This is a genomic window from Microbispora sp. GKU 823, assembly GCF_002027145.1.
Classification (GTDB): Bacteria; Actinomycetota; Actinomycetes; order Streptosporangiales; family Streptosporangiaceae; genus Microbispora; species Microbispora siamensis.
Window position 1 is genome coordinate 34,348 of sequence record NZ_MWJN01000058.1, and the last position, 20,252, is coordinate 54,599.

The 20,252-nt window shown below is 71.5% G+C and carries 19 protein-coding genes; 8 read left to right on the forward strand and 11 right to left on the reverse strand.

What is annotated here, in order from left to right:
- Positions 1 to 31: 31 nt before the first annotated feature.
- Positions 32 to 808, forward strand: a complete 777-nt coding sequence (locus B1L11_RS45670; protein ID WP_179155338.1) for an FCD domain-containing protein — start codon at positions 32 to 34, stop codon at positions 806 to 808.
- Here the strand turns inward: B1L11_RS45670 and B1L11_RS26995 are convergent.
- Positions 792 to 1,484: an isochorismatase family protein gene (locus B1L11_RS26995; protein ID WP_079317311.1), complete on the reverse strand. Its 693-nt coding sequence runs from the start codon at positions 1,482 to 1,484 to the stop codon at positions 792 to 794. The genes B1L11_RS45670 and B1L11_RS26995 overlap by 17 nt on opposite strands.
- A 147-nt stretch (positions 1,485 to 1,631) precedes the next feature.
- Between B1L11_RS26995 and hydA the strand changes: the two genes are divergently transcribed.
- From hydA to B1L11_RS27015, 4 genes are all read left to right on the forward strand, one after another.
- Positions 1,632 to 3,062 carry a dihydropyrimidinase gene (hydA, locus tag B1L11_RS27000; protein WP_179155339.1) on the forward strand — a complete coding sequence of 477 codons (1,431 nt, stop codon included), beginning with the start codon at positions 1,632 to 1,634 and terminating at the stop codon, positions 3,060 to 3,062.
- Positions 3,059 to 4,510: an aldehyde dehydrogenase family protein gene (locus B1L11_RS27005; RefSeq protein WP_079317315.1), complete on the forward strand. Its 1,452-nt coding sequence runs from the start codon at positions 3,059 to 3,061 to the stop codon at positions 4,508 to 4,510. The genes hydA and B1L11_RS27005 overlap by 4 nt, the downstream gene beginning before the upstream one ends.
- A gap of 9 nt (positions 4,511 to 4,519) precedes the next feature.
- On the forward strand, positions 4,520 to 5,257 hold the full coding sequence (locus B1L11_RS27010; RefSeq protein WP_079317317.1) for an SDR family NAD(P)-dependent oxidoreductase: 738 nt from the start codon (positions 4,520 to 4,522) through the stop codon (positions 5,255 to 5,257).
- 186 nt (positions 5,258 to 5,443) lie between these two features.
- Complete coding sequence (locus B1L11_RS27015; RefSeq protein WP_079317319.1) at positions 5,444 to 6,595, forward strand: glutathione-independent formaldehyde dehydrogenase; 1,152 nt, start codon at positions 5,444 to 5,446, stop codon at positions 6,593 to 6,595.
- Between the two features lie 44 nt (positions 6,596 to 6,639).
- On the opposite strand, the gene B1L11_RS27020 is transcribed toward B1L11_RS27015, so the two are convergent.
- The 3 genes from B1L11_RS27020 to B1L11_RS27030 are packed head-to-tail and all read right to left on the reverse strand — an operon-like array spanning position 6,640 to position 9,459.
- Positions 6,640 to 7,107: a RidA family protein gene (locus B1L11_RS27020; protein ID WP_079317321.1), complete on the reverse strand. Its 468-nt coding sequence runs from the start codon at positions 7,105 to 7,107 to the stop codon at positions 6,640 to 6,642.
- A gap of 30 nt (positions 7,108 to 7,137) precedes the next feature.
- Positions 7,138 to 8,568 (reverse strand): amidohydrolase family protein, encoded by a 1,431-nt coding sequence (locus B1L11_RS27025; protein WP_079317323.1) that lies wholly within the window; start codon positions 8,566 to 8,568, stop codon positions 7,138 to 7,140.
- Positions 8,569 to 8,580: 12 nt separating this feature from the next.
- Positions 8,581 to 9,459, reverse strand: coding sequence for a polysaccharide deacetylase (locus tag B1L11_RS27030; protein WP_079317325.1), 879 nt, complete (start codon positions 9,457 to 9,459; stop codon positions 8,581 to 8,583).
- Positions 9,460 to 9,715: 256 nt separating this feature from the next.
- On the opposite strand from B1L11_RS27030, the gene B1L11_RS27035 reads away from it, so the two are divergent.
- Positions 9,716 to 10,489: a D-isomer specific 2-hydroxyacid dehydrogenase family protein gene (locus tag B1L11_RS27035; protein WP_218671341.1), complete on the forward strand. Its 774-nt coding sequence runs from the start codon at positions 9,716 to 9,718 to the stop codon at positions 10,487 to 10,489.
- 17 nt (positions 10,490 to 10,506) lie between these two features.
- On the opposite strand, the gene B1L11_RS27040 is transcribed toward B1L11_RS27035, so the two are convergent.
- From B1L11_RS27040 to B1L11_RS27060, 5 genes are read right to left on the reverse strand one after another with little or no spacing between them, the layout of a single operon-like run.
- Entirely contained in the window at positions 10,507 to 11,313 is an 807-nt protein-coding gene (locus B1L11_RS27040) for an SDR family NAD(P)-dependent oxidoreductase (protein ID WP_079317327.1), read from the reverse strand.
- A 9-nt stretch (positions 11,314 to 11,322) separates the two neighbouring features.
- On the reverse strand, positions 11,323 to 12,234 hold the full coding sequence (locus B1L11_RS27045) for a transporter substrate-binding domain-containing protein (RefSeq protein ID WP_079317329.1): 912 nt from the start codon (positions 12,232 to 12,234) through the stop codon (positions 11,323 to 11,325).
- Between the two features lie 43 nt (positions 12,235 to 12,277).
- Positions 12,278 to 13,042 carry an amino acid ABC transporter ATP-binding protein gene (locus B1L11_RS27050; protein WP_079317331.1) on the reverse strand — a complete coding sequence of 255 codons (765 nt, stop codon included), beginning with the start codon at positions 13,040 to 13,042 and terminating at the stop codon, positions 12,278 to 12,280.
- Positions 13,039 to 13,968, reverse strand: coding sequence for an amino acid ABC transporter permease (locus tag B1L11_RS27055; protein ID WP_079317333.1), 930 nt, complete (start codon positions 13,966 to 13,968; stop codon positions 13,039 to 13,041). The genes B1L11_RS27050 and B1L11_RS27055 overlap by 4 nt, the downstream gene beginning before the upstream one ends.
- Before the next feature lie 51 nt (positions 13,969 to 14,019).
- Entirely contained in the window at positions 14,020 to 14,802 is a 783-nt protein-coding gene (locus B1L11_RS27060; RefSeq protein ID WP_079317335.1) for an FCD domain-containing protein, read from the reverse strand.
- Positions 14,803 to 15,096: 294 nt separating this feature from the next.
- Between B1L11_RS27060 and B1L11_RS27065 the strand changes: the two genes are divergently transcribed.
- Positions 15,097 to 17,292: a hypothetical protein gene (locus B1L11_RS27065; protein WP_079317337.1), complete on the forward strand. Its 2,196-nt coding sequence runs from the start codon at positions 15,097 to 15,099 to the stop codon at positions 17,290 to 17,292.
- A 50-nt stretch (positions 17,293 to 17,342) separates the two neighbouring features.
- Here the strand turns inward: B1L11_RS27065 and B1L11_RS27070 are convergent, their stop codons facing one another.
- Positions 17,343 to 18,551 carry an MFS transporter gene (locus B1L11_RS27070; RefSeq protein WP_179155340.1) on the reverse strand — a complete coding sequence of 403 codons (1,209 nt, stop codon included), beginning with the start codon at positions 18,549 to 18,551 and terminating at the stop codon, positions 17,343 to 17,345.
- A gap of 144 nt (positions 18,552 to 18,695) precedes the next feature.
- Between B1L11_RS27070 and B1L11_RS27075 the strand changes: the two genes are divergently transcribed.
- Positions 18,696 to 19,634: an Lrp/AsnC family transcriptional regulator gene (locus tag B1L11_RS27075; RefSeq protein WP_179155341.1), complete on the forward strand. Its 939-nt coding sequence runs from the start codon at positions 18,696 to 18,698 to the stop codon at positions 19,632 to 19,634.
- A gap of 35 nt (positions 19,635 to 19,669) precedes the next feature.
- Here the strand turns inward: B1L11_RS27075 and B1L11_RS27080 are convergent, their stop codons facing one another.
- Positions 19,670 to 20,104, reverse strand: coding sequence for a hypothetical protein (locus tag B1L11_RS27080; RefSeq protein WP_143737586.1), 435 nt, complete (start codon positions 20,102 to 20,104; stop codon positions 19,670 to 19,672).
- Positions 20,105 to 20,252 lie beyond the last annotated feature (148 nt).

Consider the following 20,252-nt stretch of genomic DNA (forward strand, 5'->3'; position numbering starts at 1 on the left):
AGCGCGACCATCGGCTTCCGACGTCTCCGCGGTGAACGGCACCACTCCCGAACTGAACCTCGAAGAGGAGCGGCTGCTCGGCATCGTGTTGCGGGCCGACGGTCCCGTAGGCGCCCGGCTCGCGGGCCGTCAGCTGCGCGAGAGCGGGCTGGAGGTCAGCGAGGCGACCGTCTCACGGATCTTCAAGCGCCTGGACGACTTCGGCCTGACCATGCCGTCAGGGCGCAAGGGCCGTACGCTGACCGAACACGGGCGGCGCTGTGCCGAGGCGTTGTCCGCACGGCAGCGTCACGAGGAGGAGTTCGCCCGGGCCTTCGACATCCGCACCGTGGAGCAACTTCTCGACCTGCTGCACGCCAGGCGTGGCGTCGAACGGGAGATCGCCGGCCGGGCGGCGAGCAAGGCGACCGACGACGACGTCGCGAGTCTCGAGGAGATCCTGCGCAGTCACGAGAGGCGCCTGGCCGACGACGAGGACGCCCGCCAGGTCGGCATGGACTTCCACCGCGCGATCGCCCGCATCGCGGGCAGCGACCTGCTGGGCGCGCTGGCGGGCGCCGTGCTCAACGAGTCGCTCATCCCGCTGGAGAAGGTCCTCGACGTGATCACTGGTGGTCACGGCACCGTGGGCCAGTCCGTGCCCGAGCACGTGGAGATCGTCTCCGCGATCCGCCGCCGCGATCCGGCGGCGGCGGAGGAGGCGATGGCCCGTCACCTCACCCGGCTGATCGACGAGGTCACCGAGTTCTCCCGTAGCGACCAGGTGCGCATCTTCGACCGGTTGCTGATGTTCACCCGCCAGTCGTGACGGCGGTGCCCGTCCGCGGGCGTCGCCCGAGGCGGTCGATGACCTCATCGATGGGCAGCACGTCGGCGTAGCGGGCGTTGATGTCGAACAGGTTGGCCTCGTGCGCCGAGGCCGAGCGGTCGCCGACGGCCTCGGCGGGGACGATGGCGCGGAAGCCGTAGTCGAGGGCACTCTCGCAGGTCGAGCGGATGCACCCGCTGGTGCTGCACCCGACGACGATCACCGTGTCGATCCGCTGGGCGACGAGGATGCTCAGCAGGTTGGTGTTGAAGAACGCGCTGGCCCGCGGCTTCTCGATCAGCGCCTCGTTCGGGCGGCGGTCGAGTTCGGGCACCAGCCGGACCCGCTCGGACCCGCGGATCATGCGCTCCGAGTGGGGGGTCTTGAGCCGGGTCACGAGGGGCAGGTCGGAGTACGTCTCGTCATACGCCATGGTGGTGAACACCACCGGGATGTCGTCCCGCTCACGCACGACCTCCAGAAGCCTCCGGATGTTGTCCAGCACGCCGTCGAGGTTCGCTCCGATCATCTCGTCCGGACGCGTCCAGGCGCCGGCCATGTCGATGACCAGGAGGGCGACGCGCTCCCCCCATCCGACTCGCCCGGCGAACCCCGCCGCCAGGTACTGGTCGAGCAGGTCCCGGTTGCCGAGGCCATGGGTCTGCACAGCGGTCATGTTGGCATCACCTTTCACTGACTGAGGCGACGATTTACGATCGTCACCATACAGCCATCTTCCTCATTTTTGATAGACCTGGACACTAAGAAGGGGTTTGCGATAGACATCGTTCTGCATTGATTGATAATCGCCGGGAGATATCTGGTGCGTGATGACTTTGACCTCGTAGTGAGCGGCGCGCTCGTCGTGGCGGAGCACGACATCGAAGTCGCCGACCTCGGCGTCGCGGGCGAGAAGATCGCGGCGCTCGCCGCACCCGGCACCCTGAGGGGGACGCGAATCGTCGAGGCCCGTCCCGGCTCGGTCCTGGTTCCCGGGGGGATCGACACCCACACCCACATCGCCTGGCCGATCGCGGAAGGCGTCCGCAGCCTCGACGACTTCGCCTCCGCGACCCGCGCGGCGGCCGTCAGCGGCACTACCACGGTGATCGACTTCGTGCCGGCCTCCGGCGGGTCGCTCGTGGCCGCGGCGCGGGAGCGCATGGCCGAGGCGGCGTCATCGGTGATCGACTACACCTTCCACCCGGTGATCGCCCGCATCACTCCGGACCGGCTGCGTGAGATCCCCGCCCTGGTGGACGAGGGCCTGGCCTCCTTCAAGATCTACACCACGTACGACGACCGGCTCGACGACGGCGAGATCAGGGCGGTGATGACCGCGGTGGCCGAGGCGGGCGGGCTCGCCGGATTCCACGCGGAGAACCACGACATCCTCGAACACGCCAAGTCCGCGGTGCTGGCCGAGTCCGGCGCGGTCATCGACCGGTTCCCCGGCAGCCGTCCCGGCAGCGCGGAGAGCGCCGCGATCGGCCTGGTGACGCACTTCGCGCGGGAACTCGGCGCGCCGGTGTACGTCTACCACGTATCCGGCGGCGAGGCGCTGTCCGCCATCGAGGCCGCCCGCGAGACGGGCGTCCTGGTGCAGGCGGAGACCTGCACCCACTACCTGGTGCTCGACGACTCCGTGTACGGACGCCCCGACGGCTGGAAGTACGTCATCACGCCGCCGGTCAGGGACGCCACCGCGCAGGACCGCCTCTGGGACGCGCTGCGCGCCGGAGTGCTGGGCAGTGTGGCCTCCGACCACTGCGCGTACGGCCTCGAGCACAAGCTCCCCGGCGCCGCCGACTTCACCGCGCTGCCGCCGGGAGCCCCCGGCCTGGACGCGCGCGTCCCCCTGCTGTGGCACCACGCGGTCACCCGGGGCCGGCTCGGCCTGCGGGGATTCGCCGAGGTGTCGGCCACAGGCCCGGCCCGCACGTTCGGCATGTATCCCCGCAAGGGCGTCATCCGTGTGGGGGCGGACGCCGACCTCGTGCTGTGGAACCCCGAACGGCAGTGGACCTGGCCGGCCTTCGAGGCCGGCTGGGGCAGCGACTACGAGCCGTACGAGGGCATGACCGGCGTCGGCCTGCCCGAGCTCACGATCTCCCGCGGCCGGGTGGTGGCCCGCGACGGCCGCTTCACGGGCGCGGGCGGAGCCGGACGCTTCGTCCCCCAGCGGATCGACACCCGTCAGTGGCCCGGGATGGCTCCGGCGGCCCGAGGAGGCGCGGAGGAGGCACGGAAATGAGCGGCGAACGGCTGATGTTCGTCGGCGGCGAGTGGACCGAGGCCCGCGACGGAGCCAGGATGCCGGTCTTCGAGCCGGCCACCGGCACGACGCTGACCTCGGTGCCGGCGGGCGGGGCGGCGGACGTGGACCGGGCGGTCACGGCGGCGAGGCGCTGCTTCGACGAGAACCGCTGGAGCGGCGAGGTGCCGCCACGGCGCCGCGCCGCCGTGCTGAACCGCATGGCCGAGGGCATCCGCGCTCGTGCCGGCGAACTGGCCCGGCTGGAGGTGCGCGACTCGGGCAAGCCCCTGTCGAACGCCCTCGCCGAGGTGGAGGAGGCGGCCTTCATCTTCGAGTACTACGCGGGGTGGGTGACCAAGCTCGCCGGCGAGGTGACCCCCGTGGGCCCCGAGGCCATCAACATGATCGTGCATGAGCCGGTCGGGGTGTGCGGGCTCATCGTCCCCTGGAACTTTCCGCTGCTGATGGCCGCGCAGAAGGTCGCCCCCGCACTGGCCGCCGGGTGCACGGCGGTGCTGAAGCCGGCCGAGGACACCCCGCTGTCCGCTCTGGAACTGGCCGCCGTCGCGGCCGCGGCCGGGCTGCCCGCCGGGGCGCTGAACGTCGTCACCGGAACCGGGCCGGGCGCGGGCGCACCGCTGGTGGAGCACCCCGGCATCGACAAGATCAGCTTCACCGGCTCCCGGGAGGTCGGGGCGATGGTCGCCGCCGGCGCGGGGGCCGCGCTGAAGCGGGTCACCCTCGAACTCGGCGGCAAGTCGCCCAACGTGCTGTTCGCCGACGCGTCCTTCGACGAGGCCGTCGCGGGCACGTGCAGGGGCGTCTTCGACAACCAGGGCGAGGTGTGCTCGGCGGGCACCCGGGTGCTGATCCAGCGGGACGTCTTCGACGCCGCGCTGGCGGCCATAACGGAGCGGGCGAGCGCGATCCGCCTCGGCGACGGGCTGGACCCGCTGACCACAATGGGCCCGCTGGTCTCGGCCCGCCAGCGCGACCGGGTGAACCGCTACATCGAGATCGGCGAACGGGAGGGTGCGCGGGTCGTGTACGCCGGCACGCCGCCCATCGGAGACCGGCTCGCCGGCGGCTACTTCGTCCCCCCGGTCGTCTTCCACGCGCCGTCCCAGCGCCTGCGGATCGCGCAGGAGGAAATCTTCGGGCCGGTCATGACCGTGCTGCCCTTCGACGACGCCGAGGAGGCGATCCGCCTCGCCAACGACACGGCGTTCGGCCTGGGCGCCGCCGTTTGGACCAACGACGTGCGCCAGGGCCTTCGCGTCGCCAAGGCCGTGCGGGCGGGAGTCGTATGGCTGAACGACACGCAGGCCGCCCCCACCGAGGGGATCTGGGGCGGGTTCAAGGCGAGCGGGATCGGCCGCGAACTGGGCCGTCAGGGCCTGGAGGCGTACCTGGAGCCCAAGCAGATCTACATCAATCTCACCTGAAGGAGCAGCATGTCTGTGTTGGAGGGACGGGTCGCCCTCGTCACCGGAGGCGCCCGCGGCATCGGCAGGCACATCGCCGCGACGCTCGCGGCCGACGGCGCGACCGTGGTGGTGGCGGACCGGCGGATCGAGGGCGTGGCGGCGGGCGACGACGGGATCGCCCGCGTCCACGAGGCGGACGTCGCGGTCCGCGAGCACGTCACCGCGACCGTCCGGGCCACGGCCGAGGAGTTCGGCGGGATCGACATCCTCGTGAACAACGCCGGCATGGACATCGCCCGGCAGGACACCTGGAACCAGTCGCCCGAGGAATGGAGCCGGGTCATCGACGTCAATCTCAACGGGGCCTGGTGGTGCACGTCCGCGGCCCTGCCGTACATGATCCCGCGGGGGAACGGCCGGGTCGTCTTCATCGGCTCCAACGCCGCCAGGCTCGGCGGTTTCGGCATCGGCCACTCCCCCGCCTACTCCGCGGCGAAGGCCGCGCTGTCCGGCCTGATCGTCGCGCTGTCCTCGCAGCTGGAGCAGTTCGGCATCCGGGTCAACGCGATCTCCTCGGGGCCGACGGGCAGCACCGGAACGCCGCCCACGGACGAGGAGCGCGCCGAGCACCTGCGCCGTTTCCCGCTGGGATACGGCGGGTCCGGCCCGATCGCGGCCGCCGTACGCTATCTCGTTCACCCGTCCGGCGACTGGGTGAGCGGCACGGTCATGAACGTCAGCGGAGGAGAGCACCGGGGCATCTGACCGCCGGGCATCTGACCAGGCCGGGCTGCGGTTTTCGCCCTGCCCGGCGGGGGTACGGCTCTCACATCGATACAGCGCGGGCCACGTGGGCCCGGAACGCATCGGCGCCGGGCCGCCGTCGTGGAAAGCCAGCGCCGTGCGCCACTTCGTACGCGTCTGCCGTAACGATCGCGTTTGAGAGTAGCCATGAAAGCCGTGGTCTACGAAGGCCCTCGACAAGTCAAAGTCACCACCGTTCCGGACGCCAGGATCGAACGGCACACCGACGTGCTCGTCCGAGTCACCACCTCCAACATCTGCGGGTCCGACCTGCACATGTATGAGGGCCGCACCAGCTTCGCGCCGGGCCGGGTGTTCGGGCACGAGAACCTCGGCGAGGTCGTCGAGGTCGGAGACGCCGTCGACCAGGTCAAGGTCGGCGACATGGTGTGCCTGCCGTTCAACATCTCATGCGGCTTCTGCGCCAACTGCGAGAAGGGTCTGACGGCCTTCTGCCTGACCACCAACCCGGAACCGGGCCTGGCCGGCGCCGCGTACGGCTACGCCGACATGGGCCCGTACAACGGCGGCCAGGCCGAGTTGCTGCGCGTGCCGTACGGGGATTTCAACTGCCTGGTCCTGCCCGAGGACGCGCGGGAGAAGCAAACCGACTACGTCATGCTGGCCGACGTCTGGCCCACCGGCTGGCACGCGACCATGCTCGCCTGCGTGCAGCCGGGCGACACCGTCGTGATCTACGGCGCGGGCCCGGTCGGCCTGATGGCCGCCTACTCCGCCCTGCTCAGGAACGCGAGCGGCGTGATGGTCATCGACCACCATCCGGACCGGCTGGCCAAGGCGGAGGAGATCGGCGCGATCCCGATCGACGACTCCCGGTCCTCCCCGGTCGAGCAGGTCCTGGAGCTCACCCAGGGGGTCGGCGCCGATCGGGGCTGCGAGTGCGTGGGCTTCCAGGCGCACGACCCGGAGGGCCTGGAACGTCCCAACATGACGCTGAACAACCTGGTCAAGTCGGTGAAGTTCACCGGGAACATCGCCGTCGTCGGCCTCTTCCTCCCTCGCGACCCCGGCGGCGGGAACGACCTCTACAAGCGGGGAGAGGTGGCCATCGACTACGGGACCTTCTGGTACAAGGGCCAGACGATGAGCACCGGCCAGTGCAACGTCAAGAACTACAACCGCCAGCTGTGCGCCCTCATCCACGAGGGCGGCGCCCGGCCGTCCTGGATCGTGTCGCACGAGCTGGACCTCGACGACGCGCCCGAGGGGTACGCGCACTTCGACGCGCGGGAGGAGGGCTGGACCAAGGTGGTCCTGCACCCGAACAAGGCCGGCTGAGCACGCGGGGCCCGCCACGTGACGGGGCCCGCGTGCCCGCGCGGTCAGGGACGTACGGCCACGACGAGTTCGATCTCCACGGGCTGGTTGAACGGCAGGCTGGAGGTGCCGATGGCCGAACGGGCGTGCTGCCCCCTGGCCCCGAACAGCTCGACCATCAGATCCGAGAAGCCGTGCATGACCGTCGGCTGGTCGTGGAACCCCGGCGCGCTGTTCACGAACCCCAGGGCCTTGACGATCCGCTCGATCCGGTCGAGGTCGCCCAGGTGGTCGCGCAATGTCCGCAGCAGTTGAACCCCGGTGGCCCGGGCCGCCCTGATCGCGTCCTCCACGCTGACCTCCGCGCCCACCTGCCCGCGGTAGAGCAGGTTGCCCTCGTTGTCCTCGGGGCCGTGACCGGAGACGAACAGCAGGTCGCCGTGCCGCACGACCGGCACGAGGCCGGCACCGGGCCGGATCTTCCGGGGCAGCTCGATGCCCATCGACGCGAGCTTGCTCTCGACGACACTCACGGGAAACTCCTTTTATCTGAGACAGAACGGTCAGCGGAACGGGCGGAGAGATGACGGCGCGACCTCTTCGAGGGTCCGGCCGAGCCGGTCGTGGTCCGGCACCCGGCCCCAGGAGCGCTCGCCGGCCCGCTGGAGGCGCTCGCTGAGCCCCGCCTCGTCCACGGTGAGCACGGCGCCGTCCCGCATGACCCACGCGCCGTCGATGATCACCGACGCCAGGTCCTCCCGGGTCGCGTAGTAGACGAGGTTCCTGATGGGGTCACGGACCGGTGACATGGCGGGGGTGTCGAGCCGCCACAGGAGCAGGTCGGCCTTGGCTCCCGGCGCGATCCTGCCCAGGTCGTCGCGGCCCAGCAGCCGGGCCGCGTTGACCGTCGCGGCGTCGAGCAGGTGGGCGGCGAGCCAGGAGTCGGCACGCCGGTCGGCCACCTTGCCCAGGATCGCCGACCACCGGATCGACTCGATCATGGACTGCGGTGTGGTGTCCGTGCCGAGCGTGATGTTGACGCCGGCCCTGCGGTAAGCGGGGAGGGATTCGACCATGATGCCGCGCCGGGCGAACGTCCAGGCGTTGTAGGAGATCGAGGCCCCGGAGTCCGCGATGCGCCGCAGGTCGTCCCCGGGCAGGTTCAGCCACGAGGTGCCGGTGGTGAAGATGGCGTGACCGAGCACGACCCTGGGGCCGAGGAACCCGGCCGACTCCAGATATTCGATGGGCGTCATGCCGTGCGCCGCCATGACGTCCATCACCTCGAAGACGGCCTGGGCGGCGTGGATCGTCAGCGGCACGTCCAGTTCGTCGGACAGCCGCCGCGACTCCTTGAGCAGGTCCGGCGTGCAGGTGTTGGCCTGCCACGGGGACAGGAAGCCCCGAACGCGGTCAGCACCGCGGCCGCGCAGGTCCTCGATCAGCTGCACGGCCCGTTCCAGGCCGGCGAACCCACCGTCCTCGTCCCACTCGTACGCGACGCGGTTCCCGTCGGGGGTGTACCACCGGCCCGACTTGTACCCGTCGGCGATGTAGGCGCGCAGGCCCGCCCGGTCGCAGGCCTCGGCCACCCGCCGGCCTCGCAGCCCCTGGTGCATCACCGTCGTGGTGCCCGTACGGATGAGCTCGGACATCGAGAACTCGACGCAGGTGTCGACGCCCTCCTCGTCGATGGACGCCTCCTGCAGCAGCAGGGTCTCGACCAGGCCGGTGGAGAAGAACTGCCGCTGCCCGACGTCCTCCTGGAAGGACTTGTCCAGCGGAGCGGTCTCCAGGTGGGCGTGGGTGTTGATGAAGCCCGGCGTGACCAGCGTGTCGCCGGCGTCCACCCACTCGTCGGCCGGTCCCCCGTAGTCGCGGCCGGCGAAGACGACGCGGTCGCCGTCCACGACGACGGTGCCGTTCTCCAGCAGGCGGTGCTCCCCGTCCTGGAAGGCCACCACGTAGCGGGCATCAATACGCAGGATCGGCATGTGCCCGTCCCCTCACTCGGCCGAAGCGGCCGGAGCGGCCGGGGCCTCCGGAGCTGCCGGAGCGGTCCAGGCGTCGAAGATGTCGCTAAGCGTGGCGATCCACAGCCCCGGCAACGAGGTCGCGTACTCCAGGAAGCGGTCGAGCATCATCATGTGGTGCGGCCGCCCGATCGACTGCGGGTGCAGCACGAGGGTCATCACGCCCGGCCGCACGTACTTCAGCCCGTAGTCGAGCGAGTCGGTCCACCGCCGCAGGACCACGTCGGTGTCGGACAGGCCCATCGAGTATCCGCCGACGTACTCGAAGGCCACCCAGTCCTCCAGGAACCAGGAGGTCGGGAACTCCAGCACGCGATACGGCCGGCCGAAGACGGTTGCCCCGTGCAGGTTGATCTCCTTGATCTCCCTCGGGTGGTACGGCTCGAAGTCGCGGCCCGACAGGCTGCTGTGCCAGTCGAACCCGAAGTCCTCGAGGATGGTGAACGTGTTGTGGGTCATCGTCCCCGAGGGCGCCCGGTAGCCCCTGGGCCGCGTACCGAGCACGTCGAGGTGCTGCTGGATCTGGTGCTCCATGAGCTTGCGCTCGACGGGCTCGGGCATGTCGGTGAGGTTCTCGTGATAGACGCCGTGGGCGCAGATCTCGTGCCCGCCGGCGAGGACGGCCTTGCAGCGCTCGGGCCAGGTCATGATCGAGTGCCCGGGGATGCCCCAGGTGGTCGGGATCTGGTAGCGGTCGAAGATGTCGAGCAGCCGCGGCACGCCCACCTCGGCCCCGAACTCGCCCCGGGCCAGGATGGCGGGGTCGTTCTTGCCCTTGGCCAGCCACGCCGCCTGCGCGTCGAAGTCGACGGTGACGGCGAGGGCGAAGTGCTTGTCATGCGGAAGGGGCATCGTTGTCTCCCTTTGCGAGTGGGGTTGAGATGGGCCGGTGATCGGCGGAGGGGAGCGGACCGTACTGTTGGGGAGGAAAGCCGCGGCCCGCGGAGGCGCCCGGCGCGAGCAGGAAAGGACAGGCGCGTGCTCACCGTCTGCGTAGCTCCGGCGGACCCGCCGTTGATCGTCGACTCGGTTCTCGCCGCGGCGCGAGGTCGTCGCCGATCCCCGCAGGGCGGAGGCGCTGGTCTGGACCGACTCGCGGCCCGAGGGCGTGCGGGAGTACCTGACGCCGAGCGTGCGCTGGGTGCAGCTGCCCTCCGCCGGAGTCGAGCGCTGGACGCGAGAGGGGCTCGTCGACGCGACGCGCGTGTGGTGCTCGGCGGCGGGCGCCTACGCCCCGCAGGTCGCCGAGCACGCCCTCGCCCTGCTGCTGGCCGGGGTGCACCGGCTGCCCGCCGCCGCCCGGCGCCGTACGTGGCGGCGGGAGCAGATCGGCACGCTGCGCGGGAGCACGGTGGCCGTCGTCGGCGCGGGCGGGATCGGCCGGGCGGTCATCCCCGTGCTGCGCGCGCTCGGCGCGGGCGTTCTCGCGGTCAACCGCTCCGGCGAGCCCGTCGAGGGTGCGGCGGAGACCGTGCCGTTCGAGCGTCTGGCCGCCGTCTGGCCGCGGGCCGACCACGCCATCCTGGCCGCGCCCGCCACGCCGGAGACGTACCGGATGGTCGGGCGGGAGGAACTGCGCGCGCTGGGCCCGCACGCGTGGCTGGTCAACGTGGCCCGGGGCGAGCTCGTCGACACCGACGCCCTGCTCGCCGCGCTGCGCGCCGGCGAGATCGGCGGCGCCGCCCTCGACGTCACCGACCCCGAGCCGCTGCCGGACGGGCACGGCCTGTGGGCCGAGCCGAACGTGCTGATCACCTCGCACAGCGCCAACCCGCAGACCCGCCTCACCGAGAGCCTCGCCGAACGGGTGCGCGAGAACGTCGCCCGATACCTGCGTGGGGAGCCGCTGCTGGGCCGGATCGACCCGGTCAGGGGCTACTGAGCCGGCTGCCGGACGGGTCACTTGGGCGCGACGGTGGCCAGGCCGGCGGGCTGCGCGGCCATCGCGCCGCCGTCGACGAGCAGTTCGGCCCCGGTGATGAAGGACGCCGCCGGCGAGGCGAGGAACAACGCGAGGTCGGCCACCTCCTCGGCCCTGCCGATCCGGCCGAGCGGCCGTACGGCGCCCCAGCGCCGGACGGCGTCCTCCGCGTCGCCGGACAGCTCGGCCTCGGCCCGCAGCGCGGGCGTGTCGATCGCCCCAGGAAGCAGCGAGTTGACCCGGATCCCGTGGGGCGCGGCCTCCAGGGCGAGCGCCCGCATCAGGCCGCCGATGCCGGCCTTGGCCGCGGCGTACGCGCTGGTCTCCGCCATCGTCCGGTAGCCGTGCGGCGACCCGGTGAACAGGATGACCCCGGATCGCCGGGGGCGCATGGCGAGGAAGGCCCTGCGGGCGACCAGGAACGCGCCGGTCAGGTCGATGTCGAGCACCCTGCGCCACTCGTCGGGCTCAGTGGTGGAGACGGGCTTGATCCAGCCGATGCCCGCGTTGCAGTAGGCCACGTCGATCCCGCCGTCCTCGGCCAGGACCACGCCGAGGGCGTGCTCCACGTCCGCGTCGCCGGTCACGTCGCAGCGCAGGAAGCGGGCCCGCCCGCCCCCGGACACGATGTCCGCCGCCACCGCCTCGCCCCGGCCGGCGTCGACGTCGAGCACCCAGACGGAGGCGCCCGCGGCGGCGAAGGCCGTCGCGCTCGCGGCGCCGATGCCGCTGGCGGCACCCGTGATCACGACGGTCTGCCCGGTGAAGTCGTGCGTGATGGTCATGGAACGCTCCTACTTCCCGCCGTTGATCGTCGCCTCGTCCACCGCGGCGGCGGACAGGTTCCACTTCGCCAGGATCTTCTGGTAGGTCCCGGTCTTGATCAGCTCGTTCAGCCCGGCCTGGACGGCCTTGCCGAGCTGTTCGTCGTCCTTGCCGAAGACCACGCCGTACGGCGCGCGGTCGAACGGCTCGCCCGCCGTGGGTGCCCACACGCCGGGTTCCACCTTCATCTGGTACGCCTGCGGTTCCAGGCCGGTCAGGTTGGCGACGGCCCTGCCCTGCTTGACCTGGATGAGCTGCTCGGCGGCGGACACCGCGCCGAGAGACTTGATGGGCTGCTTGCCGGCGCAGTGCTCGGCCGACAGCCTCTCGATGACGCTGAAGTAGCTGGTGCCGTTCGCCGCGACCACCGTCTTGCCGCACAGGTCGGCGACGCTCCTGAAGGAGGACGCCTGCGCGGCCGTCGTGATGAACTGGTCGCCGGTGATGAAGTAGTCGACGAAACTCACCGACCCCTGGCGCTCCTTCAGGTCCTTCACCGCCGACATCACGATGTCGGTGCGCTTGGTCTGCACGGAGGGGATGAGCTGGGTGAAGTCGTTGACGACGGAGGTCTTGATCTGCACGCCCAGCACCTCGCCCAGGGCCTGGACGAGGTCGATGTCCACGCCCATCAGCGGGCCACCCGAGGCCTCGGTGTACTCCATTGGGGCGTTCGGCGACTGCACGGTGTTGGTGAGGTATCCGCGATCCCTGATCTCCTGGGGCAGCATCGCGTGGATCTCGGGGTTCGCCGTGCCGGCGGGCACGCTCTGGGTGGGCGCGGCCGCCGTGGTCGTTCCGGTGGCCTCCGGGCTCCCGCAGCCCGCGGTGAGGGCGAGCGCCGCCCCCGCGAGCAGGCCGGCGATCGTCTTGTTGCTCATGTCGGGAACTCCATCTCTGGCTGGGGGTTGTGGGGAGCCGAAGTCATCGGAAGACGCTGGAGACGAAGGCGCGGGTCCGCTCGTGCCGGGGCCGGGCGAGCACCTCGCCGGGCGGCCCCGCCTCGACGATCACGCCGTCCTCCATGAAGAGCACCTGGCTGGCGACCTCGCGGGCGAAGCGCAGCTCGTGGGTGACGACCAGCATGGTCATCCCCTGCTCGGCCACGGCGCGCATGACGCCGAGAACCTCGCCCACGAGCTCGGGGTCCAGGGCCGAGGTGGGCTCGTCGAACAGCAGCACCTTCGGCTCCATCGCCAGGGCCCTGGCGATCGCCACCCGCTGCTGCTGGCCGCCCGACAGATGGCGGGCGTAGGAGTCTCGCTTGTCGGCCAGGCCGACCCGCTCCAGCGCGCCGACCGCCAGCTCGCGGGCCTCCGCCTTGCCGAGACCGCGTAGCCTCCTGGGCGCGAGGGCGATGTTCTCGGCCGCCGTGAGGTGGGGGAACAGGTTGAACCGCTGGAACACCATGCCGACGTCGCGGCGCTGCCGTTCGATGTCACGCTCGCGGCGTTCGACGAGCCGCCCGCCCCGGTCCTCGTAGCCGATCAGCTCGCCGTCGACCGTGATCCGCCCGGCGTCGGGCTTCTCCAGGTGGTTCACGCAGCGGAGCAGGGTGCTCTTGCCCGATCCGCTGCGCCCGATCAGGCACACCACCTCGGACCGCTCGCAGGAGGCGCTGACGCCGCGCAGGACCCGCAGGCCGCCGAACGACTTGTGGACGTTCTCGATCCGCACCATCGCGCTCATCGCGCACCCCTCCTCAGCCTGGCCAGCGCCGCGGTGACGATCTGGTCCGCCGCGCTGCGGCGCCGTACGGCCGAACGGTGGAAGCGGCGTTCCAGGTAGTACTGGCCGACGCTGGTGACGGACGTGGCGACCAGGTACCAGAAGGCGGCCACGATCAGCAGTTCCATGACCTTGCCGTTGACGTAGTAGATCTGCTGGGCGTTGGTCAGGATCTCGGTGTAGGAGATGGTGGCGGCCAGCGAGGAGGTCTTCAGCATGCCGATCGCCTCGTTCCCGATGGGCGGGATGATCGCCGGCATCGCCTGCGGGAGCACCACCTTGGCCAGTGCCGTCCTCCGGGACAGGCCCAGGGCCGACGCCGCCTCCGTCTGACCGGCGTCCACCGAGAGGATGCCGCCCCTGATCACCTCGGTCAGGTAGGCGCCCTCGTTGATCCCCAGGCCGAGCAGTGCCGCGACGAACGGCGTGACAACGTTGATCGTCTGGGCCTGGAACAGGCCAGGGACGCCCAGGGTCGGGAAGATCAGGCTGAGGTTGAACCACATCATCAGCTGCAGCAGAACCGGCGTGCCCCGGAACAGCCACACGTACAGCCAGGCGATGGTGGACACCACGGGGTTCGCCGACAGGCGCATCACCGCGAAGCAGGTGCCGAGCGCGATGCCGATCAGCATGGCGAGCACCGAGATCAGGATCGTCTGCGCGAAGCCCGACAGGATCTTCTGCGCGGTGAGGAACCCCCGGACCACGCCCCAGTCGATCTGACCCCGGGCGAACGACAGGACGAGGAAGCCCAGGACGACCAGGACGAGCGCGCCGGTCACCCATCGCATCGGATGGGAGCGCGCGTGCAGCCGGTCCTCCGGGGGGATCTCGGCCGGAGAATCGAGATGGACGACCGGAGCGGAGGACGTTGACGATCCCATCTCCTATCACCTTCTTCTTCGTGCGATCGGTGGGCGGGAGCCCGTGGCGCCTCAGAGCGTGAGCTCGATCAGGCGTTTGACGACCTCGGCGCCGCGGTCGGTCGCGGCGCGCTCGGCCTCCTCGATAAGCCGGTTGACGTGCGCGAGCATCGTCCGCTCGGCCTCGTCGGGGTCGCCGGCGCGGATGGCCGCCAGGACGTCGGTGTGCTCGGGGGCGGACTGGGCGAAGGTCCCGTGACCGCCGGTGATGACGTCCAGCACCAACTCCAGGGGCTCCAGCGACTCGTCGAGCACGACGTCGCCGATCGCCTGGAGCAGGCGGTTGCGGGAGATGTGGAAGATCTCCCGGTGGAAGCGCATACCGCACAGACGGGCGTCGCCGCCGACGTCGAGCGCCTCGCGGTGGCCGTTCACCAGCTCTTCGAGCCGTTCGATGTCGTCGGGGGTGGCCCGCGTCGCGGCCCATCGGGCGGCCTCGCGCTCCACGCCGCGCCGCGCGTACAGCAGGTCGAGCAGCTGACGCGCGTTCTGGATGTCCAGCGCCTGGTGCAGTCCCTTCGCCTGGCGCCGGGTGCGCCGGGTGAACTGCGCCAGGCGACGGCCCGCGTCCGTGACCGTGCGGCCCTTGCGTCCCGAGGAGACGGTCAGCCCCAGTTCGTCCAGCCGAGCCAGCAGCCGGGACGTGCTGGCCTCGCTGAGCGCGATGCCGCTGTCGCCCAGGCGGCGCGTCGCGATGCGCGCCCCGACGGGGTCGGCCGACTCGGCGACGATGTCGAGCAGCAGCAGCTCCTGGTGGGACAGGTGAGAGGAGATCGGATTGGGGACGTCGCTCACTGGTCAGGGATCCATTCGAACGGGCTCGGCGGGCCGGGGGCGCGATCGCTAGGGACTCGCGATATGCAAAACGTTAATCGCCAAGCTGACATGTACGTCAAATATGACTGATAACCCTCGCCATTCGCGGAGCTATGCGGTTACATGAGGAAGAGTCCACCGGTGTGAGATGACCTGTCTAGATACATCCTGTTAAGAATTGGTAACGTCCATCAAATTTGAGGGACATCGATCGAATGCCGGAAGGCCGGAGGCGGTTTGCGTTGATCAGAGGGTCGCCGCGAAGATCACCGGATGACCTCCCCCAGCCCGGCACGACGGCGGTTCGCGCTCTTCGCGCTCGCCGCCGCCGTCGTCTGCGTCTCCTTCCCGCTGGCCGAATCGGTTCTGTGGACCGCTGACGGAAGTGTCTTGACGAAGCTCCTCGTCATGGTCGACCGGGCGGTGGAGCCGGTCGCGATCCTCGTGCTGGCGCTGCCGCTGGGAGTGCTGATCGACCGGTCGCGACGCCGGTCCGTCCTGGTGAGGTCGGCGCTGCTGGGAGCGGCGGCCCTCACGTCCGTCGCGGCGGCCGGTGCTCTCGGGGCACCCACCTGGCCACTTCTCCTCGCGGTGATGCCGGCGAGCGGCGTCCTGGCTATGGTGACAGGGCTCGCCCAGGACGCGTATCTGCCGTCCGTGGTACGGCGTGCGCGCCTGCTTCCGGCGAATGCCCTGCTGACCCTTCTGCCGCAGATCGTCGTCGTGCCGATGATGCTGACGGGGACCATCTGGCAGGGTTCCGCGTTCCTGTTCGCCGTCGGCCTGGCGCTGGCCGTGGCTGCGGCGCTGTTTCGGGGCGTCTCCGCCGTCGAGAGGCAGCCGCCGCCCGGGGCGGGGCTGTGCCGGGAGGCCGCGGAGGGAATCCGCTTCACGATCCGGCATCCGGTGGTGCGGGCAATCGCCCTCTACCTGGTGCTGTCGGCCCTGTTCGCCGAGATCGCCGACGCGGCGGCGGGCGGGGCGTGGGAGACGGCGTTCCACGCCCTGAGCGGGGCGAACAGCGGGTTCGCCCGGTGGATGATGAGCGCGCCGGCGTACATCCCGTCCGTCCTCGGGGCGCTGCTGGCCGTGCTGCTGCATCGGAGGCTCGGGGCCTTCCGCCTGGCCTGGTGGGCGCTGCTCGCGAGCGGGCCGTTCACCCTGCTGCTCGCCCTGTCCGGCACCGGGCCGGGGTGGATCTGGTACGTCCTCGGGGCCGCCGTCCCGGCCACCGGGACGGCGATCGCCGCCGTCTCCCTGCTCAGCCACCGGCAGGTCGTCACGCCTCACCGGCTGCTCGGCCGGACTGGCGCCCTGCTGGTCGTCCTCACCACTCTGGCCGACGGCGTGGGGAGCCTCCTGGAGGAGCCCGCGGATCGGCTGGCCGAACTGGGCGGCGTCGCGCCCGCGACGCTCGCCACCGTCGCCGCGCTCGCGGCCGCAGTCCCGCTGGTGCGGGCCCGGCGGTCCGCGGCCGACCACGATGCCGGACCCAGTCAGAGTGGCCTGCCGGACCACGGCGACGGGACGAGCCTGAACGACGCCGCGGACCGGCCCTCCGCCGCGGGCGCCCGCGCCGCCCGGCGGGCCGGGCCACCGCTGGCGGTGCTCGCGCTGCTGGCCGCGCTGCCGGCCGCCGACCTCGCGCACGGTCGCATCACCACCCTCGGTGAGTGCGCGCCCCGGTACGACGAGGCGGCGAGAGTGCCCACCGGCGAAAGGGCCTTCATCTGCGGGGCGCGCTCGAGCGGGCGTTTCGCGGCCATATCCGACCGGGACCTGCTGGCGTACGGGCGGGCGATGTGCGAGGTCTACCCGGGCCCTCACGCCGACGAGAGGTTGATCACCCCCATCTGTCCCCCGGCCGCGGCGAAGGCCCAGGCGGAGATCAACGCCGAGGAGGCCGAGTATCAGGCGCGGGAGGCCGCCAACCAGAAGGTGTGCGACCACTCCCGGCACCACCCCTTGATCAAGCCCGTACGCGTCGTCCGTGAGCGGATGCGGACCGACTACGGCGTCATGGAGTCCTTCGAGTACGGCGAGAGCCTGCCGGAGGACCCTTTCGACGACGGCCTGCTGGACAGGGCCCAGGACGACGACCTGGTCGCCGCCGCCCCCGGACACCTGATCATCCTCAGCCACTCCGACTACGACATCTGTGTGACCGCCGAGACCTACCGCACGAGGCCGCCGGTAGAGGTGAAGGGGTGGCATCAGGTAGTCGAGGTCGGCTACCGGAGCCTCACCGGGCACATCGAGCTGATGGACCCGATGGCCGGAGAGGGCCTGCCGAATCTGGCGTTCCGTGGCAAGGGCCACTATCGGATCCGCGTCCACTACCGGCAGCCGGACTGGGAGGCGATGACGCCCCAGCACCTGCTGATCATGGTCTTCCCCGGCGAGGGCGACCGCGTGGTGGAGCACCGCCGCCCGCGGCGCACCACCGGCGCGTCCGCGGGCGGCGCCTGAACGGCAGGCTGGGCGATTCGGGCCTTCAGCGGTTTCGCACCCCGCGAGAGTCAGCGGCTGCGGCGGGCGCAGTGCAGGAGCACGGCGGCGAGGACCAGCGCCAGCAGCAGGAAGGCGGCGGACGAGAGCAGGCCGACGGCGGCCGGGTCCAGTCTGCCGTCCAGCGCACCGGCGAGGAAGTAGCCGCCGGAGCCGCCGGCGACGGAGGCGGACCCGAAGTAGGAAAACGCCTCGGCCCTGCGGCGCAGGCCCATGCGTCCCTCGATCTCGGTCGCCATCAGGCCGTTGAGCGGCACCATGAACAGCCCGGCGGCGAACAGCCCCGCGGCGTACCCGAGAGGGCCGCCGGCGAGCCCGGGCGGCACGGCCAGCGCGGCGGAGGCGAGCAGCATGGCCAGCGTGACCGGAAGGGCGCGGTGGCGGGCCGGCGGCCAGGCGCTCACCACGATCCCGCCCAGGCAGGCCCCGGCGGGCAGGGCCGCGGTGAACCAGCCGGAGGCGCCCGAGCCGAGGCCGTACTGCGCCATGCGCTGCGGGACGTTGGCCATCAGCAGCCCGTACGCCAGACCGACCCACAGCACCAGGGCCGAGACGAGCTGTGTGTCGCGCGGCGGGAGCAGGCCGTCCGGGCGCCGGGGCGCCGGCGGCAGCGGCGGGACGGCCCGCATGAGCCAGGCGCCCAGCAGCGACAGGGCCGCCATCCCGGCGAGCGCGGCGACCGCCCCGCCCGCCACCACGAGCACGCTCACCAGGATCGGGCCCACCACCGAGCACAACTCGACGAGCAGGGACTCGGCGAAGTGGGCGCGGCGGAGCTGCACGGCGGGAACCGTCACCACGAGCAGTGCCCGCATGCCGCCCCACATCCCCGCCGTCGCGAGCCCGAGGCCGGCGGACAGGACGTACAACACCAAGACCGGCGCCCCCACCTCGGCGGCCACGACCAGGCCCATGGTGACCAGGCCGGACAGGGCCACGGTCACCCTCATGGCGCGGCGCAGTTCCAGGCGGTCGAGTAGTCGGCCGAAGAGCGGGCCGGGCGGCCCCGAGCACAGGCTGAGCACCCCGGCCAGCAGCGCGCCCTCCGCCAGCGAGCCGTTGACCCGCTCGCCCACGAGCATCAGCACCAGCCCCGCCATGGAGGTGGGCAGCCGGGCCAACAGGGAACCGAGGAGCCAGTGCCGCCAGGGACGGTGTGTCAGCAGCCCGACGGGGCCCGGGTGGACATCCGGCGCCGACGGAGGATTGTCTGTTCGCATTTTCATCGTTTCTTGCGGAGTTGATCGTGGAAATTTGCCGCTTCGCTCCCGTGCGCACGCGTTCATGCCTGTAGAGGGGCTGTGCCAGACTGTCCGGGGCGGGAGGCTTGTCGCGGGCGGGTGACGGGAACGGGAAGCGGATCCTTGACGCAGCGATACGAACTTGACGGGCAGGACCAGGCGATCATCGACCTGCTGCGGGAGGACGGCCGGGCTCCGCTGGCGCGCATCGGAGAGCAGGTCGGCCTGTCCGCCGACGCGGTCCGGGCCCGCATGGCACGGCTGGCCGGCGACGGCGTCCTGCGGGTGATCGGCCTGGTGGACCCGGCCATCCTCGGCTACGACGTGCTCGGCACCGTCGGCCTGCGCTATCGCGGCCCCGTCGAGCGGCTGCGCGCCGCGCTCAACGCCCACCCTCAGGTCACCTTCGCCGCGCAGACGGTCGGCGCGTATGACGTGATGTGCGAGGTCGGCGCCCGCGACGACGCCGATCTCGCCGACATCGTGCAGCGCATCGCCGGCACGATCGAGGGGGTGCGGGACTACGAGGTCTGGCGTCAGCTCGACGTGGCCAAGTGGGAAAGCCAGGGCAGGCCGCGGCGGTCCGGCCCGCCGGCGCCGCGGCGGCCGGACCTCGACGATCTCGACGTGGCGCTGCTGCGCCTGCTCGTCGACAACCCGAGGGCCAGTTACCGCGAGCTGGAGGCCGAACTCGGCGTCCCCTACTGGGCGGTGCGCAAGCGGGCCCAGGCGCTGTTCCGCGACGGCACGATCCAGGCGACGGCGATGGTGGACCGGGTGTCCACCGATCCCGTCACCATGGCCTCCGTCGGGATCACCCTGGGCGGCTCCCCCGACGCCGCCCTGGACGCCCTGGTCGCGCTGCCCGAACTGCCCATCGTCACGCTGACGGCGGGCCGCTTCCACGTCGTGGCCGAGGCGGCCTGCGGCTCCGCGAGGGACCTCGCCGCGCTGATGCGCCGCATCCTGGCCACGGACGGCGTGCGCGACCTGACCGTGCTGACCTACGCGCGCGTCCTGGTGCTGCCCCGCCCGTGGCGGTTCGAGACGGCCACCGGCTGACGTGCCCACCCGGCGCGGCCCGATGGCAGTCCCGCTCACCGTGCCCGCGCCGGGGGTGCGGCCGGAGTGAGCGCCAGGACGCCGGCGAGCATCGCGGCGGAGACGCAGGCGCCGGCCAGGAACACGCCGGCGGGCCCGGACGCGTCGAGCAGCACTCCGAACACCACCGGCAGGACCAGCATGCCGGCGCCGTTGAGGTAGTTCGTCGCGGCCAGCCGCAGGCCGGTGCCGCCGGCGGTGTCCTCCGCGGTCGCCAGCAGGTTGGTCGCCCCGATGCCGGTGGCCCCGGCCAGCCCGTGCAGCACCGCGCCCGCCGCGACCCCGGCGAACGCGTTCCCTGCCAGCCCCACCGCGGCCAGCCCGGCCACCGCGCACGCACCGGACACCGCCACCGCGCCGCGCAGCCCCCACGCGGGCGACCACCCGGCCGAAAAAAGGGTCCCGCGGCGACCGAGGTCAGGTCGCGGCACAGCAGCAGCGTCAGCACCAGGCCCGGCAGGCGCTCGGCGGGTACGTCGAGCGCGATCGGATAGAAGGAGTTGCCGCCGCAGGAGAGGTCAAATCTTGCCTCACACACAAAGATCTCGATGACGCCCTACAGAAGGGCAGAGCGTTTAA